Annotated in this window: 14 protein-coding genes; 4 read left to right on the top strand and 10 right to left on the bottom strand. The window is 60.9% G+C overall.

What is annotated here, in order from left to right:
* Positions 1-124 precede the first annotated feature (124 nt).
* On the top strand, positions 125-1384 hold the full coding sequence (locus AC1DYW_RS27615; RefSeq protein WP_477228334.1) for an MFS transporter: 1260 nt from the start codon (positions 125-127) through the stop codon (positions 1382-1384).
* Positions 1385-1993: 609 nt separating this feature from the next.
* Here the strand turns inward: AC1DYW_RS27615 and AC1DYW_RS27620 are convergent.
* Positions 1994-3691 carry a tetratricopeptide repeat protein gene (locus AC1DYW_RS27620; RefSeq protein ID WP_477228304.1) on the bottom strand — a complete coding sequence of 566 codons (1698 nt, stop codon included), beginning with the start codon at positions 3689-3691 and terminating at the stop codon, positions 1994-1996.
* A 238-nt stretch (positions 3692-3929) separates the two neighbouring features.
* Here AC1DYW_RS27620 and AC1DYW_RS27625 point away from each other — a divergent pair, with 238 nt between their 5' ends.
* From AC1DYW_RS27625 to AC1DYW_RS27635, 3 genes are all read left to right on the top strand, one after another.
* The gene (locus AC1DYW_RS27625) at positions 3930-4091 is read left to right on the top strand and encodes a hypothetical protein (RefSeq protein ID WP_477228305.1); all 162 of its coding nucleotides are present in this window, start codon (positions 3930-3932) and stop codon (positions 4089-4091) included.
* Positions 4092-4096: 5 nt separating this feature from the next.
* Positions 4097-4753 (top strand): response regulator transcription factor, encoded by a 657-nt coding sequence (locus AC1DYW_RS27630; protein WP_477228306.1) that lies wholly within the window; start codon positions 4097-4099, stop codon positions 4751-4753.
* 150 nt (positions 4754-4903) lie between these two features.
* Positions 4904-5263 (top strand): response regulator transcription factor, encoded by a 360-nt coding sequence (locus tag AC1DYW_RS27635; protein ID WP_477228307.1) that lies wholly within the window; start codon positions 4904-4906, stop codon positions 5261-5263.
* 83 nt (positions 5264-5346) lie between these two features.
* Here AC1DYW_RS27635 and AC1DYW_RS27640 read toward each other — a convergent pair whose 3' ends face one another.
* The 9 genes from AC1DYW_RS27640 to potE all read right to left on the bottom strand — a co-directional run bounded on the left by AC1DYW_RS27640 (position 5347) and on the right by potE (position 15953).
* Positions 5347-5628, bottom strand: coding sequence for a hypothetical protein (locus tag AC1DYW_RS27640; RefSeq protein ID WP_477228308.1), 282 nt, complete (start codon positions 5626-5628; stop codon positions 5347-5349).
* Between the two features lie 163 nt (positions 5629-5791).
* Complete coding sequence (locus AC1DYW_RS27645; RefSeq protein ID WP_477228309.1) at positions 5792-6874, bottom strand: cysteine peptidase family C39 domain-containing protein; 1083 nt, start codon at positions 6872-6874, stop codon at positions 5792-5794.
* A gap of 322 nt (positions 6875-7196) precedes the next feature.
* On the bottom strand, positions 7197-8330 hold the full coding sequence (ydiK, locus tag AC1DYW_RS27650) for an AI-2E family transporter YdiK (RefSeq protein ID WP_477228310.1): 1134 nt from the start codon (positions 8328-8330) through the stop codon (positions 7197-7199).
* A gap of 14 nt (positions 8331-8344) precedes the next feature.
* Positions 8345-9730, bottom strand: coding sequence for an amino acid permease (locus tag AC1DYW_RS27655; protein WP_457152265.1), 1386 nt, complete (start codon positions 9728-9730; stop codon positions 8345-8347).
* Positions 9731-9764: 34 nt separating this feature from the next.
* Positions 9765-10700 (bottom strand): carbamate kinase, encoded by a 936-nt coding sequence (arcC, locus tag AC1DYW_RS27660; RefSeq protein ID WP_477228311.1) that lies wholly within the window; start codon positions 10698-10700, stop codon positions 9765-9767.
* A gap of 4 nt (positions 10701-10704) precedes the next feature.
* Positions 10705-11709, bottom strand: coding sequence for an ornithine carbamoyltransferase (locus tag AC1DYW_RS27665; RefSeq protein WP_095081987.1), 1005 nt, complete (start codon positions 11707-11709; stop codon positions 10705-10707).
* Positions 11710-11740: 31 nt separating this feature from the next.
* Complete coding sequence (locus AC1DYW_RS27670; protein ID WP_457152263.1) at positions 11741-12970, bottom strand: arginine deiminase; 1230 nt, start codon at positions 12968-12970, stop codon at positions 11741-11743.
* A 662-nt stretch (positions 12971-13632) separates the two neighbouring features.
* Positions 13633-14571, bottom strand: coding sequence for an amino acid ABC transporter substrate-binding protein (locus AC1DYW_RS27675; protein WP_477228312.1), 939 nt, complete (start codon positions 14569-14571; stop codon positions 13633-13635).
* A 38-nt stretch (positions 14572-14609) separates the two neighbouring features.
* Positions 14610-15953, bottom strand: coding sequence for a putrescine-ornithine antiporter (potE, locus tag AC1DYW_RS27680; RefSeq protein ID WP_477228313.1), 1344 nt, complete (start codon positions 15951-15953; stop codon positions 14610-14612).
* Between the last annotated feature and the right edge of the window lie 20 nt (positions 15954-15973).

Genomic DNA, 15973 nt, shown 5'->3' on the forward strand with positions numbered 1-15973 from the left:
CTGCGTGCTTCTCATAAGACAATAACGTGCCCTCTTTGCGCACTTATGTATAGCTCATGTGTTGACTTTGGGCGGCCGGCGGCCAGTTAGTGTGGGTGCCAAGTCTGTTGAGCCCGATCGGAAGATGCTGGGTTACCTCTTACCTATCGGCTACCGCCCGATCCTGTCGCTTCTTCGCGGCACTGGATTCCTGCTTGCAGCGACAGGGTTGCATGGCTTGCTCTTGCCGTTGCGTGGGCAGGCGGAGGGCTTTTCGACAGCGTCGCTTGGCCTGCTCGGAACTGCCTGGGCGGGCGGCTTCGTCGCCGGCTGCATCTTCGCACCTAGGCTTGTCCGTCGGATCGGGCACGTCCGTGCGTTCGGCACCTTTGCAGCGGCTGGTGCAATCATCGCGCTGCTGACGGGTTTGATAATCGAGCAGTATGTGTGGATCGCTCTGCGCGCCTTCACAGGCTTCGCCATGGCCGGCGCCTATATGGTCATCGAGAGTTGGTTGAACGAGAAGGCGACCAATGACAACCGCGGCCGCGTCTTCGGCCTCTATATGATCGTGTCCTATGTCTCGATCATGGCCGGCCAGATGATTGTCGCCATAGGCAACATCGGGGACGCGTCATTGTTCATGGTCGCGGGGATCTTCTTCTGCCTCGCGTTGATCCCGACGGCGGTATCATCGGCAGTGACACCGCAACCGCTTGAGGATGTCACTCTCGATCTGAAAGGTCTTTATGCTACTTCCCCGATCGCTCTGGTCGGCTGCCTCATGACAGGTATTGCCAACGGAGCCTGGGGGACGCTCGGAGCCGTCTATGGTGCCCGCATCGGAATTGGCAACGCGGGTATTGCACTGATGGCAAGCGTAGTTGTGCTCGCCGGTGCCGCTCTCCAGTTTCCCGCGGGTCGGCTGTCCGACATCACCGACCGCCGCTTTGTGCTGGCGGGCGCGGCGGTCGGAGCGGCCGCATTCGGACTTCTCATCTTCGTACTCCAGCCACGATCGGCGGCACTCGTGATTGTCACCACCGCAGCCTACGGGGGCCTGGCCTACACCCTCTATTCGGTCGCAGTGGCGCATGCAAACGACCACGCCCGCCCGGACGAGTTCGTCAAGGTGTCGAGCGGTCTGCTGTTATTCTATGGGTTCGGCACAATTGTCGGGCCGATGCTGGGAGCCGCGGTGATGACCAAGATGCGACCGGAGAGCCTGTTCCTCGCAACGGCCCTCCCTCACGCAGTGCTCGCCGCATATGCTCTCCTGCGTATCAGCCGCCGCGCTCCGGTATCGCAGGCTGCAAAGGGGGCGTTCAGGACACTGCCGGCCGAACGGGCTGTCACGCCCGAGTCGCTGCGGCTCGATCCACGCACCGTCCCGGCCGCAGAGTGAAACAAAGCATGCGCGGCAGCATAGTTCGGGTCGAGCAGACGCACTGAGCCCGTTTCGCGGACTACGATCAGACTGGCTGTCCGCCTCCTTCAGGCACCAGATGTGGTGGCGGCCTTGCTTGCGTACGGCACCCTCGACCTCCTGTCATCGGGCGATGACAACACGGCGTAGGCGATCAGTGGGGCGATGCTGGCATAGATGCCGGTCTCGGGGGGGCAGTCCGGCGATAGCGGGATAGGCGCGACCGCCAGCCCGCGCGAGCGCGAGATTGTTGGCTGGACTCTTGCGGCTCCTCGGTTGCCGGTGTTTACGAGCCTCTCAGGCTATCGACTGGGCTGGTTGCGTAGCGACGTGTCGGCCGGACTCGCTATGGCAGCCGTGGGGCCTCCTTGTCGTTTCCGAGCAAGTGACATTGGTGGCCGATAAGATGCTGGCAATCGGCGCCATCGGCATCGGGCCAGTTCGGCGCGCTGGTCGCGAAGGTGCAGTGGATGTGCCACCAGCGAGCGGGTAAGGACAGGAGGAAGAACTCATCGCCGCGACGGCGACGAACTCCGAGCCGCAAGGATGTCGTTCGAATGCCGCCGATCCGCGCCCTCGTCACACGGTTCAGTGGCGTGTGACCTCCGTCGAAAGCCCGGCTTCTCGCAATGCTGCCAAGACCTTGTCGGCCAGGTCGGGATTGGCGTTGACGCCGGCCAAGTCGGCCAGAATGCCGCCGCCGCGACAAGGAGCGAGTTCAACAATCCTCTGGACAGCCCGGGCGGCCTCTTCCTTCCGCCCTAGGCGAACGAGGGAGATCGCTCGGGCCACAAAGCCATGCGTCACGTCCGGCATGTCCACATCACGCGCTTCGGCCAGCGCCTCTTCGTAGCGTCCGTTCACGAAATGATAGAGGGACAATCCCACGCAGTTGGCGCCGAGCCGCGACAGTTGTTGTGCGGAGGCCTTCTCGAGCAGTGGAACTCCTTTGCCCCATTCACCCAGCAAGGACCAGATCAGACCCAGATCGGTCATGATGTCTGTCGCGTTGGGGTTGAAGGCGAGGGCCATCTGCATGGCCTTCAGGCTGGCGGGCACGTCCTGAGCAAACCAATAAGCCAGTCCCCGAGCATGATGGCCGCGGCTGGAATCGGGAGCCAGTTGGACCGCCCTATCCGCAAGCTCTATGGCCTGCCGGCGCAGTCCAGAGGGGGACTCCGTGGGTGCGAACCCAAACCGATGCCCATCGGTGTACAGTTGAGACAGGCAGGCGAACGCCTCGGCATAATCCGGGTTGGTGATTGCGGTTCGTTCGAGACACTGACGCACACCTGAAAAGAGGTCCCTCCGGTAGGTCCGCTTGTACTCGTAAAACCTGATGACGCACTCGACAGGACTTAGGGACCGCGGTTCCTTCGCTTGGGCAGCGGCATTGGCTATGCTGCTGATGACGCCGTAGGGTTGTGCCAACGCGCGCACGAGCGAATTCGCCACCTCGTCGCGGATGCTCAGCACGTTCCCGCATTGGAGGTCTCGTTCGAAGCTCTGCCCCCAGAGCACCCGCCCGGTCCGCGCTTGAACTAGAACGGCTTTCACGTTGAGAGAGCCGGCGAAGAGTGCGGTGCTGCCGCTCAGGACAAACTCCCCATTCGCATTGCGGCGTTGCTCACCGGCTGCCGCCGATGCGTAATGCGCGTCCGAAGGCCGTTCAAAGACGGCGATTTCGGGGAAACGAGCTAGACCGATTGTGACCTGTTCGGCAAATCCGCGATTGAAATGCAGGAACATAGATTGATCGCCTTCGGCATCAAATGGCGCCACAAGGATCGTCGACGCGCGCTCCGTTCCAGCCGGTTCGCTGGGGGCATTCGCCTGTGCGTCACCAGCTGACGGTGACCAGAGGGCAGCAGTCTGAAACTCGGGCACATAGCCGCCTTTCGGCATGGCAATCCTGATCGAGCTGTTGTCGCCGCAGGTGAGATAGAAGCGCTCAAGCGATCTGCGCAACCGGCGGGCTTCCATCCGTACCACCGGATCAAGCTGGGGATCGAAGTTGACGTCGCGGCCAAACACTTCGGTCGCGATGTTGTATGCCTTGATGCGCCCTCCCCTGCCTGCCAGCGCTTCTTCGACCACATATGCAAGGAACCGCCGATTGCGCTCTGACGCGTCGAACCGAACGGAATCCACCACGCGGTCCAACTCGCGGTGGATTTCATCGGAGCGCGATGTTGCAGGATCAGCAGTCGCTGCGCCGTCATAGCGGTCCAACGCAGCGGCGGGAGAAGGGGTAGTCAGGCAGCGTATCTCGTCCGCGTCAATCATTTCGACCCTCCACGAAGGCAGAGACCTGCTCATCGACTCTCGACCGTTGACATTCGCGCGAATGGGAGCAAGCTCTAAACTTAGAGCGGGGAGATTGGAATTGTACCGGCGATCAGTGGCCGTCAAGACATTGTCCCTAGGGACAAGTTACAACCAGATAACGCACCGCCGAAAAGAAAGAATGCTTTTCACGTTAATACAAAGTTAGGTAGTGCAATTCTGCCTAAGATAACGGCAAATGGCAATTTTGGCATGGGCACCTTTCGATGAAGCCCTGAGCGACCAAGTTCATGCTGAGAACGCGAGCTGGGCGCTGGTTGTGGGGTTGTCGCTCTTGACTAAGCAGGATCGCGGCGCGGCGTTCTACATCACGCTGCTCGCGAATGCCGGTGCGATGTGAATCCGATGGGCAGCCTAGTTCATATTGTAGACGACGATAGCCTGTTCCGTCATGCAACCGCGCGGCTGCTGCGCCTGCACGGCTACGAGGTTGCCGAATACCCCAGCGCAGACCAGTTTCTGGCGCAGGTTTGCGCCGGGGCGGAAGTTGGCTGCATTCTCCTCGATGTCAGCCTGCCCGGCTTGAGCGGGCCTGCCCTGCAGCGGCGACTGGTCGAGATTGGTTCGCCGTTCCCGATCGTCTTCCTCACGGGTCACGGCGACATTCCGACCACGGTCACGGCGATCAAGTCCGGCGCCGAGGACTTTCTGACCAAGCCGGTGGCGGGTCAGGCCTTGCTCGAAAGCATCGGACGCGCAATCGCGCGGCACGATACAGAGTCCAAGCACCAGCAACGGATGCGAGATGCGCACGCACTGCTGGAAACGTTGACACCGCGCGAGCGCCAGGTGTTCGACTTCATCGTGCGGGGGCGCATGAACAAGCAAACGGCTTACGCTCTCGGCATTACCGAACGGACGATAAAAGCACATCGGCACAGGATATTCGAAAAACTGGGCGCCCGGACGATTACCGACCTCGTCTCGCTCGCCGAACGCTTGGGAATTCTGTCAGAGCAGGCCGACGCCGACCTGAGCTCGTCCGCGAAGTCGCCTGCCTGACGTTTTTGCATTTGCTGTAAGATTTGCGTCCAACATGTCCGACTGGACAATAGCAGCGATCGCGTTCGCCTTGCTATTCTGGATCGAGATCAACCCCGACAACCGAGTTGAGCAGCTACTCTGGATGTCCAATCTGGATGAATAGGGTCCATGCGCATACTGGTCGTCGATGACGATCCCGGTTTTCTCAAGGGAATCGCGAGGCTGCTGAGAGCAAAGGGCTTCGAGGTTACCGGGTATTCCTCCGCCGAGGAATTTCAAGCGTATGCAGACCTGCGCGATGCGGCCTGCCTCATCCTAGACATCCATCTTAGCGGCATCTCGGGAATAGAACTCGCGCTTCAGCAGCGCAGATCAGGTTCCGATGTCCCGGTCATCTTTATCACCGGCAATGGGCATAAGGCGACCCAAGACGCCGCCATGGCTGCAGGCTGCGCAGCCTATCTCGAGAAGCCGTGTCCGGCAAAAGCATTGATGGACGCCTTGTCTGCCGCCCTGCAACCTCGCTGAGCCACGCTTGCCTCCCTAGCGCGGTTATGAATGAAGGCATGTGATGAGGCGCGCCCCAGGATGTATGGCATCCGACATCGCCGCTACTCCTTGTTAACCGTCGGCCGTTCTTCGTCACCCAGCAAGCGGCGGATGATCTCGTCTTCGAGTTCGGACACCAGGGTCGTGTATTCGGAAATCTCTGCCGGCCGCCTTGGCTTCGCTTTCTTCAGTCTGGTGAGCGTCGTGCGAGCCAGCCGGTAGTCTTCACACATATCCCGCAAGACCTCGTCCGAGATGCTGCGGGCCTTGATCAACTCCGCCACATCAACGAACCGGACCATCGCGGCCGTCAGCGGCATTGACCTGTTGCTCGGGTCTTTCATTGGTACTTCGCAGACAGTCGCATTAGTTTGCCCCTTCGCCTGCAGGATGCACAGCGGCGACAAGTAAGTTACAGTTGCCGGCGCAACGGCCGTGAGGCAGTTGCGCCTTCCATTTCGAAACTCCTGGCGGCTCACCGGAAATACCGCTGCCCGAGCCGCCGGATCACGCGGTTGATGGCACAATCCAACCGCCCATTTTCGCGAGGGCAGCGGCAGAGATCATCTTCTGTTCGGCAACCGTGCCTCCGTGACGGCGCGTCACATCGTAGAACCGCGACTCCCAACGGTTCTCCAACAGAACGACGACTTCGGAATGCCCAGGACGCAGTCGCTCCGCGCGCCGGCGAAGGTCGTCAGCAGACAGACCAAAGTCACCGGCACCAGCCGCTCGCGCCGCCGCCTTTGCGCTCGTCCGGATTTCTGCCGTGTCGCCGCGCGCTTGGGCTGCAAGCGCTGCGATCAAGGCATTGACCTCGACGACGTCCTCGCCGTCCTCCAGGCGCCCACCTTGCATTCCCGATATCCTGCCCTCGCTGTCCTTTCTCGTAATCGCGAATGCATCCGGGCGAACCAACCCGCCCTCGAACAGCTGTTTCAGTTCAGCGAGGAAATCGAACGGCAGCAGATATCGCGGGAAATGGATGCTTATCAGATCTATGGAACCTAGCTGGCTCAAATCGAGCTTTGACAAGTCGAATTGATCGGTGCCTGGGCGTATCGTCGACTCGTTTCCCTTTATGAATATTGCGACGCGATGCATTTCGGCAGACCTGGCATGCGCGATGCCTCCCATGATCTGATGCCAATGCTCGTCGAATGCCGATCTGGGCACGAAGCCCTTGCCCATCCGTATGTACGGGTCCTGGAAGTAGACGTAGTCGGCGTCGACCGAGAGAACCACAATGTAGTGCCCGCAATCCCACTCGTCGGCCGCCGATTCCGGCGTGTCCTTCTCGCTCCTCCAGACCTGCCCCAACGCGATCACCGGATGACCGGCGGACGTGAACCGCTCCAGATCGTCGAGACTAGAGTTCTCTTTCATCTCGGCATCGAAACCCAGCGCACGAGCACCACGAACCAGATCTTGAGGAAAGGTGCCAACCTCGGGGTTAGTGCCGAGGAGCCTCATCAGAGCCTCCTCTTCCATCTCCTGGCCCCAATAGCTGAACACCGACTGCAAGGCCGATGCGCCGCAGGAGTACTCGGTCATCTGTCGGGTCTGTTTCAAAAGGCGGAAATGCGACATGACCCGTTCCCATGTGGGGTGGGCTGCGGCCGTCGCCGGATTATGCGGGCGCTGTAGCCGAGCGCTGAAAGAGCCTGCAGTTTGCTCTGCTATATTGATCGCGGTGTCACCCGCCACGATCAAGAAGCAGAAGGTAAGTTACGGTAGCACAAGGCACAGCTGCTGGCCGTCGTTCGGCGGCTCAGATGTTGTCCTCCTCGGTCGAGGCTCCGCTCGCTGCCGGCATCTCCCGTCAGGCCCCCGTTTCCATCCGCTGATCTCCCGCGGACGTGCAGGTTGTTGACGAAGACGCTTCTTGCTACATCGCCGCGCTATCGGCGTATCACTGCCTCGCCACGACAGGCGTCGGATCTTCCTGCATCCAGGCGTTCAGCAGGGTATAGGCCACGGCTAGGACGGTAGGGCCTATGAAGATGCCGAGGATGCCGAACGCAATCAGCCCGCCAACCACCCCGGCAAGGATCAGAAGCAAGGGCAAGTCGGCCCCTCTCCGGATCAGGATCGGTCGAATGAACTGGTCGATCGTCATGGCGACAATTGCGAAGAGCAGCAGAACGGTCGCGCCGAGAGTGCTGCCTGAATAGTACATCCAGATTACTGCCGGGATAAGCACCAAGCCTGGACCGAGTTGTATCAGGCAGAGCACGAACATCAGCGCTGTGAGCAGCACCGCGAATGGCAGGCCGACCAGCCGCAGGCCGATGCCGGCTATGATGCTCTGTGCCAAGGCCGTCACAACTACCCCCAGCGCCACACTGCGAATCGCCTGACCCGCCAAATAAATGGCCTTCTCTCCACGATCGCCGGCCAATCGTCGGCCGAAGAGTATCATCGCAGCCGCCGCCTGTTCCCCCTTGGCGTACATTACCGCCGCGATGGCGGCAGTCAGCAGGAATTGCAGGAGCATGCTGCCGAGGCCTCCGGCAGCCGATGCGATCCACTGTGTCAGCGCGCCAGCATAGGGAGTAAGCTTGGGTGCCAGTTCATCCAGGCCAGCCGAAGACAACCTGCCCCATGCCTCGGCGGCCCGAGCCCCAACCACGGGAATTCCGGCCAGCCAATCCGGGGGGGGCGGTACCCGCAGGGACAGCAGCGTGCGCGCCATGTCGCCGATTACATCTATGTTGGTGACGACTGTGCTCACCGCCGCCCAAAGCGGCACGATAAGAACCAGCAGCACCGCCAAGGTCATCACTAATACCGCAATGCCACGGCGGTTGCCGGCGTAGTGCTGTACGCGAAGCAACAATGGCCAGGTCGCGAGAACCAGCGTCGTAGCCCAAAGGAGCGCCGGCAGGAACGGCCGCATGATCCAGATGCTGGTAACAAGCAGACCGCCGATGAACAGCACGGTCAACGTGATCCGCCCAAGGTCCTGATGCCGCGAGGTCACCGCTGGAACGCTGGGCAGCGGCGTAGGGTTGTCCGATTCCAGGAGAGGACCACCGATCGGCATGACTGGAGCCCCTATCAGGCCATCGTGATGGCGCGTCGCCGCTGCCAGACGTACACCGGAATACCGAGCAGCAACAGGACCAAGCCATAGAGGACCGGCTCTGCTCCACAACCATAGAGCGTGAACATGGCGAATACGAACGCCACAAGTTCGACGGCGGTCACGCGCGGGATACGCGCGCCGCCGCTGACACGTGCCGAGACAAGGCTGCCTGCCAAGGCGCAGAAGGCGTAAGGGATGACCGCTGCCATCGTGCTCAAGCCAACGACCAGTGTGTAGAACGCCGAGAAGCCTCCTGACCCGGCAGCCTGAACGAGAACGAGCAGGGTCGCCAACACAGCCGAGACCACGATTCCGATCGCCGGGACATTTCGCGTCGACAGGCTGCCGAAAAGCGGTGGGAACAGCCCGTCGCGCGCCGCCGCCATCGGCACCTGCCCCATCAGCAAGGTCCAGCCATTCAGCGCACCGATCGATGACAGGATCACCGCGATCGCAATCGAGATCGCGCCTGCGCGCCCCCACATCACACGAGCTGCGTCGGAGAACGGAGCGATCGAATGGACGAGTTCCTGCCGCGGCAAGACGCCCATGACCACGATCGTTCCTAACACATAGAGGGTCGCTGCGATTGTGATCCCCAGCACCGTTGAGCGGGGAATCGTGCGCTCCGGGTCGCGGACATCGCCGGCAGGGACAGTGGCCGACTCGAGCCCCAGGAAAGCGAACATTGTCAGCGGCGCAAGCGCCGCGCCTGCTTGCAGGATTGGCAGGCCGCTCGGATTGAACTCGCTGAAGTGCGAGGTGTCGACGTAGAGCAGGCCCACCACCGCGACGGCTCCGAACGGCACTAGCTTGGCGTAGGTTGTGACCTGCGACATGAGGCCGGCGGCGCCTACCCCTCGCAGGTTGACGAACACGACAACCCAGATCGCGCTCAAGGTAAGGGCGACGACCATCCCACGACCCCGCAGCATCGGGAACAGGTCGACCACAGCCCCAGCAAGGGCGACGGCGATTACCGGCAGCGAAGCCCAGATCGATATCCAGTAGCCCCACGCGATGAGAAAGCCGGGAAAGTCGCCATAGGCCAGGCGGGTATAGGCGTAAGGTCCGCCCGTCGCCGGAGCCAAACGCGCCAGTCTGGCGAAGGTCAGCCCCAGACAGATTGCCCCTGCGCCCATTACAATCCAGGTCAGGATCGCAAGGTTGCCATAGGGGGCGACGGCAGCGGGCGACAGGTAGAAACCCGACCCGACCATGTTACCGACCACAATCGCCGTGCACGCCGCTATCCCGAGGCTTTTGCGGCTTTCCGAATGCGGTGGCAGGCCCTGTTCGGGTGCGGAAACGACTCGCCCGGTGGCGGTTTCGCTTTTGGTCGGATCCAAGGCTTGCATTACCAAGAATTCCAATCTGTTGGGCGGGAGATGCCTAGTGGTAGCTAAGGCCCGTGAAGCCCCCACCGATAATTGTGCCCTTCTCGCCCCGCACGATCGCCTCGATGTCGGCAAGTGCGCCGATGGCTGCCATGTGACCCGTCGCCCTCGCAAATTGACAGGCAGCATCGACCTTCGGACCCATCGAGCCGGCGGGGAACGTGTGCTCCGAAATTGCTTCTGGACTGGCCCTGTGGATCGCCTTGGCCTGCGGCGTGCCCCACCCCAGGAATACCGCCTCCGCGTCGGTCGCCATCACGAGCAGGTCGGCATCAAGCTCGCGGGCAAGGAGCTCCGTACAGAGGTCCTTGTCGATGACCGCCTCGACGCCAACGAGCTTGCGGTCGGAATCGGGCGCGTACATCGTAGGAATGCCGCCACCACCGGCGCAAATGACGACCGTACCTTGATCCAGCAGCCAGCGTATCGGCCGCATCTCGAAGATGCGCTTCGGTTGCGGCGATGGAACGACGCGGCGCCACATTGTGCCGTCGAGCTTGAACGTCCATCCCTTTTCGGCCTTGATCTGTTGCGCTTGCGCCTCGTCGTAGACAGGGCCGACAAACTTGGTTGGATTCTTGAACCCTGGGTCGTTACCGTCGACCTCGACCATGGTCAGCAGTGTGGCGAATGGTACCTCGAACGGCAGCAGATTGCCGAGCTCCTGTTCGATCATGTAGCCGATCATGCCTTCCGTCTCAGCACCCAAGACATCCAGCGGGTAGGCCTCGTCCGCCTTATAGGCTGCCCCTTGCAATGCGAGCAGGCCAACCTGCGGACCATTGCCATGGCTGATGACCAGCTGGTGTGCGGAGGCAACCGGCGCCATAGCTATAGCCGCGGTACGGATGTTCCTGCGCTGGACTTCCGCCGTCATCGGTTCGCCGCGTTTCAAAAGCGCGTTGCCGCCAAGCGCGATCACGACCCGCATTCGGTCAGTCCCCCAAAGTCGCGACGAGAAGTGCCTTGATCGTGTGCATTCGGTTCTCCGCTTGCTCGAACGCGACGTTGGCTTCCGACTCGAACACGTCGTTGGTAACCTCGAGTCCGTCAGCCATGCCGTAGTTCTCGGCGATTTGCTTGCCAAGGACGGTTTCCGTGTCGTGGAACGCAGGGAGGCAGTGCATGAACTTCACCTGCGGGTTGCCGCTGGCTTTCATCATGGCAGAGTTCACTTGGTAGGGCTTGAGCAGCTTGATACGCTCGCCCCAGACCTCCTTGGACTCGCCCATCGAGACCCAAACGTCCGTATGGATGAAATGCACGTCCTTCACCGCGGCCTTGACGTCCGCAGTGATCGTCAATCTCGCGCCGGATTTCTCAGCCAGCTTCTTGGCGATGCTCGTATATTCATCGGACGGCCAGAGTTCCTTGGGACCGCAGATACGCACATCCATTCCCATCAGGCATCCGACAATCATGAGCGAGTGCCCCATGTTGGAGCGGGTGTCTCCGACGTAAGCGTATTTGATGTCGGTGATCGGCCTGTCGCCATTCTCGCGCATGGTCATGACGTCGGCGAGCATCTGAGTCGGGTGGTATTCGTCGGTCAGCCCGTTGTAGACCGGAACTCCGGCATATCTTGCGAGGTCCTCCACCCCCTTTTGCGCCGATCCCCGATACTCGATCGCGTCGAACATGCGTCCCAACACGCGCGCTGTGTCCTTGAAGGACTCCTTGTGCCCGATCTGGGAGCCGGCCGGATCGAGATAGGTGACGTTGGCGCCCTGATCGTAGCAGGCGACCTCGAAAGAGCAGCGCGTGCGCGTCGAGGTCTTCTCGAAGATCAGGCAGATCTCCTTGCCTCGAAGATGCATCTGCTCGGTGCGGGCATATTTGGCGCGCTTCAGGTCGCGGGCGAGGTCGAGCAGATGCTGAAACTCGCGCGGCGTATAGTCCTGTACCGTCAACAGCGAGCGGTTGCGGAGGTTGAAGCTCATGCGTTCTCTCCCTTGAGAAGTGGTGACCGGTTCAGTCGACAGGGTCACGCCAGACAGGACAGGTCATGCAGTGCCCGCCGCCACGGCCTCGTCCAAGCTCGGCGCCCCGGATGGTGATGACTTCCACGCCGGCCTTTCTCAGAAGCGTGTTGGTGTAGGTGTTGCGGTCGTAGGCAACGACCACCCCAGGCTCGAGGGCGACGACATTATTGCCATCGTCCCATTGCTCGCGTTCGGCCTCAAATGCGTTGCCGCCGGTCGGCACGGAGCGGAGCCGTTTCAAGCCAAGTGCCTCTTGTACGACCGCGAGAAGCGGCTGCTCGTCGCGACGGACTTCGAAATGCCCTTCGTCGTCCAGGGGGTGTATGCTGAAGCACCTGACCTGATTGACGACTTCCTCGAAGATCGTGACCAGATCGCGGTCGCAGAACGTGAACACGGTGTCGAGATGCATCGCTGCCCGGCTCTTGGGCATGAGGCACCCGACGACGCGCGTGGCGGCCTTGTTGCGAAAGAGCTCGAGAGCCAACTGGCCCACGGCCTCATGGGTCGTCCGTTCGCCCAGGCCGACGAGGACGACGCCGTTACCGATCGGCATGACGTCTCCGCCCTCTATCGACGCGCTGGCGAACGACTCGTCGGAGTCGCCCCACCAGATCTTGAAGTCAGCCTCTCGGAACGACGGATGGAATTTGTAGATCGCACGCTGAAGCAGCGTTTCCGGCTTGCGCGCGGGCCAGTACATGGGGTTGCAGGTGACGCCGTTATAAATCCAGCACGACGGGTCGCGCTGGAACAAGGTGTTGGGTATCGGCGGCAGGATGAATTCAACTCCTCCGAAGGCCTCGACCATCATCGCCTTGCCGATCCCGTCAGGCAGGTCGGAGATCGTAATCCCGCCGATGAGGTGCTTGCCAAGTCGCGTCGCCTCAAGCTCGTCCAGCCAAGGCCGCATAAACGAAGCGTTCTGGAAGCCGACCGAATTCGGCGTGATCAGCCTGTCGAGCACGAACCGACGCCCGTCGGCCTGCTCCAGGGTCTCGGCAAGGAGGTCATGCAGTTCAAGGACTTCGATCCCCCGCTGCTGCATTTTGAGCACGAAGTCGAAATGATCCTTCTGGGCCTCGTGGACCCAGAGCACGTCATCGAAAAGCAGATCATGGCAGTTTCCCGGCGTCAGGCGTTGATGAGCGAGAGAAGGTTTGCAGACCATGACCGTCCGCAGCTTGCCTACCTCCGAATGCACCCCAACTGTCCTCATGCCCCTCGTCCTTCAAGGTACTGGCGTGGCCCAGCCCGCGATCACGTATGAAGTCCTGCGCCGCGAGACGGCACACGCCACCGGATACTCGTTCTCCCGAACGGCTCGCTGTGTCTGACATCGGACCAAGGAGAACTGGCGCTTGAAGCATTGATTGTCGTCGGCGACGTCGCAATCAAGGATCAGGGAGTAAGTTACCGTAGCGTTCCCTGCCCCTTGCCGGGAGCTCCGGCACCAGGTGAGCAGGGGCGAATGATCGCACGCGGGCGATTGGCCACGGATTGCGCTCTGCAGCTGCGCTGCAAGCTATGAAATGCGCAGGTGTCTTACTCCTCGGACATCCAGCTCTTCACGTCCGACAGTCGGGAGTTCGACACTTGGTTCAACGTAGCCCTGTATTGCCGGTCTGCTGTTAGAATTGGTGATGCCGCGCGACACGTAGTCGGTCGTAAGGCAGCCCCAAAAGAGACGTTGAATGGAACGATATCCTGGGGCATCGGCGCCGGCGGCGTCTCAGGCCCAAGCTCCTCGTCATGAGCGCAGGCTCGCCCTGCAATCAGGATGGCGGTTGCTTTGACTCCGCTATCTCATTTTTTGGCTGGCGACGTGCCGATATGCACCACCTGCTCATCTAGCGTGGTAATATATATTCTACGTGAGAACTATTCTGGCAATGCGCTCTGACGGAAAAAGGCTGTTACCTCGTCATCTGGTGCCCCGAACCATTTCGTGTACAGATCGCGAAACTCCTTTGATGAGAATTGCAGGCTAAGGGATCGATCCACGACCAAGCGAAAATCATCGTCGTTTCGCGCCATCGTCAGCGCAATCGGCTGAGAGGTGAACTGCCTGTCGAGAACCATCAAGTCGGCACCTGACGGGTTGCCGGCAGCGGCTTCAACGAGGATCGACCGATCCCCGAAGAACACGTCGCTCGTGCGGTCCAGCACTCGCATCGTGCCGGCATCGTAGCTGTCCACAGGAACTACCTCTGCCGTCAGTTGGAATTCGTTCAACCGCTTCTCAAGCCATGACTGCCCAGTAGTGCCGGAAACGACCGAGAAGGTCTTGTCCTCGAGGATCTGCGCCGGCGAACCACGCCAGATGGGGCCGGATGCCGGCCGGCCAGCGAGGACATCCTGCAGCGCCCGCGGAGCATCCGACCTGAGCATCGCAGCGATGCCACCGGGAAAGATGGGTATGGAAAACGACACCTGCTTCCGTCTTTCCAGCGTGACCTCTGCACCGCATAGGAGATCGATCTTGCCCTGCTCGAGCGTAGCAAAGCGATCTTCGACAGCGACCGGAACCCATTCAACTTTCAGGTCGGCAATGCCAAGCTCTGTTTTGACTTCGTCTGCCACGTTTTGGCAAAGCGTAATCGAATACCCGGTGGGCTTGCCCCCGTCGTCGAACGAGAACGGCCGGGCGTCGGCGCGATAGCCGAATACAAGTTTCCCGGCTTGGCGAACCCGATCGAGGGTAGCGGCTGAAGCCGGGATCGCGTCAAGGAGCGCAAGGGCAACGCCGATGCCCACGGCAAGGAGGCCAAGGGCACCGATACCATGCCGGCGAGCGGCTTTCTGCTGTGCGGCTTGCATGTGTTGTCCTCCTGTCGAGCGCATTGCCATGCCCCAGTTCAGGCTGCCGCTGCACGCGCCGGCGTGCCTGCCTGCCCGCTGAAACGAGGCGCAAGGAAACCCCAAATGATGAAAGCGAGCGCCGTCACCAGCATGCCGCCCATCACCGCCGAGTGGCCCGAGGCGTAGAGTGCATAGGTGCTGTAGAGCATCGCCACCGTCACGATGAACACGTTGAATGCGTACTTCGATCCGGACACGCCTGCCGACTTCATCATGATCACGAGAGCCGATAGCGCTATGATGTATGGCAGCACGTTGGTGACGACCGCCAGGTTCACCAACGCTGCGAACTGTTCGCTTAGTGTCGGTGAGATCGTCATCAGTGCGAGCAGCGATTGCACGACAGCCATCACGATCATGCCGGTAACCGGCGCCCCCATGCGGTTCACCTTGGTGAAGAATGCTGGGAACATCCTTTCGTCGGCCGCCGCCTTGCCGGTCTGGGCGATCGTGAATTGCCAGCCGAGCAGCGAGCCCAGACATGCCATGACGGCCAGAGCCATGATGATCGATCCCACGAACGGGTTGAACATATGCGCATAGGCCAGGCCGAACGGCCCGGTCGACTTGGCTAGTTCCTCGTTCGGCACGATGCCCTGAATCACAGTGGTCGACAAAATGTAGATCGCTGCGGCCCCAAGCGTTCCGAACAGGCATGCCAAAGGCACGTCGCGTTTTGGGTTCTCGACCGCGGCGGAGTTCTGGGCGGCAGATTCCATCCCCAGGAAAGCCCAAAGCGTCAGCGCGATGCTGGAGCCCATACCCCCACCCAGGCTCAGCCCGTGCGGATTCCAGGCCGCGCCGAAAGTGCTGGGGCTAAACCAGAACCAGCCGAAGACAGACAGCAGGCCCACCGGGATAATGACGCCCCAAACCGTGATCGACCCGATACGCCCGGTTATGCTTGGGCCGCCGAAGTTGGCAACTGTCGTAAGCCAAAGCAGGAAGATCAGGCTGACACATGTCGCCACCGGCGTCGCCGAAAGCGCGGGCAAGAACGACGACAGGTATCCGACAGCCGATATGCCGATGGCGACGTTTCCGATCGCAAGGGACAGGAAATACAGGATGAAGACGAGGAAGTACCCCGACTTGCCATATGCATCCTCGGCGTATGCCGACATGCCGCCCGGACGCTGATTGAAAAGGCCGGCCTGGGCAAAGCCGTACGCGATTGCCATTGAACCGAGCGCCGTGACAATCCACGACAGCAGGGATATCGCACCGACCTTTGCCATATTGGTTGGCAGCATGATAATGCCGGAGCCCATCATGTTGACCGCCACGATGAAGGTCAGCTGCATCAAATTCATGCGTTTCGGCTGCGGTTCTTGTGGCATGGTGCTCCTCCTCCGGTGTG

It is taken from the genome of Mesorhizobium sp. P2_D5, assembly GCF_056404355.1.

Coding starts and splice junctions, on each gene's coding strand:
- AC1DYW_RS27615 (WP_477228334.1), top strand. CDS start 125: ATGCTGGGTTACCTCTTACCTATCGGCTACCGCCCGATCCTGTCGCTT.
- AC1DYW_RS27620 (WP_477228304.1), bottom strand. CDS start 3,691: ATGATTGACGCGGACGAGATACGCTGCCTGACTACCCCTTCTCCCGCC.
- AC1DYW_RS27625 (WP_477228305.1), top strand. CDS start 3,930: ATGGCAATTTTGGCATGGGCACCTTTCGATGAAGCCCTGAGCGACCAA.
- AC1DYW_RS27630 (WP_477228306.1), top strand. CDS start 4,097: ATGGGCAGCCTAGTTCATATTGTAGACGACGATAGCCTGTTCCGTCAT.
- AC1DYW_RS27635 (WP_477228307.1), top strand. CDS start 4,904: ATGCGCATACTGGTCGTCGATGACGATCCCGGTTTTCTCAAGGGAATC.
- AC1DYW_RS27640 (WP_477228308.1), bottom strand. CDS start 5,628: ATGAAAGACCCGAGCAACAGGTCAATGCCGCTGACGGCCGCGATGGTC.
- AC1DYW_RS27645 (WP_477228309.1), bottom strand. CDS start 6,874: ATGTCGCATTTCCGCCTTTTGAAACAGACCCGACAGATGACCGAGTAC.
- ydiK (WP_477228310.1), bottom strand. CDS start 8,330: ATGCCGATCGGTGGTCCTCTCCTGGAATCGGACAACCCTACGCCGCTG.
- AC1DYW_RS27655 (WP_457152265.1), bottom strand. CDS start 9,730: ATGCAAGCCTTGGATCCGACCAAAAGCGAAACCGCCACCGGGCGAGTC.
- arcC (WP_477228311.1), bottom strand. CDS start 10,700: ATGCGGGTCGTGATCGCGCTTGGCGGCAACGCGCTTTTGAAACGCGGC.
- AC1DYW_RS27665 (WP_095081987.1), bottom strand. CDS start 11,709: ATGAGCTTCAACCTCCGCAACCGCTCGCTGTTGACGGTACAGGACTAT.
- AC1DYW_RS27670 (WP_457152263.1), bottom strand. CDS start 12,970: ATGAGGACAGTTGGGGTGCATTCGGAGGTAGGCAAGCTGCGGACGGTC.
- AC1DYW_RS27675 (WP_477228312.1), bottom strand. CDS start 14,571: ATGCAAGCCGCACAGCAGAAAGCCGCTCGCCGGCATGGTATCGGTGCC.
- potE (WP_477228313.1), bottom strand. CDS start 15,953: ATGCCACAAGAACCGCAGCCGAAACGCATGAATTTGATGCAGCTGACC.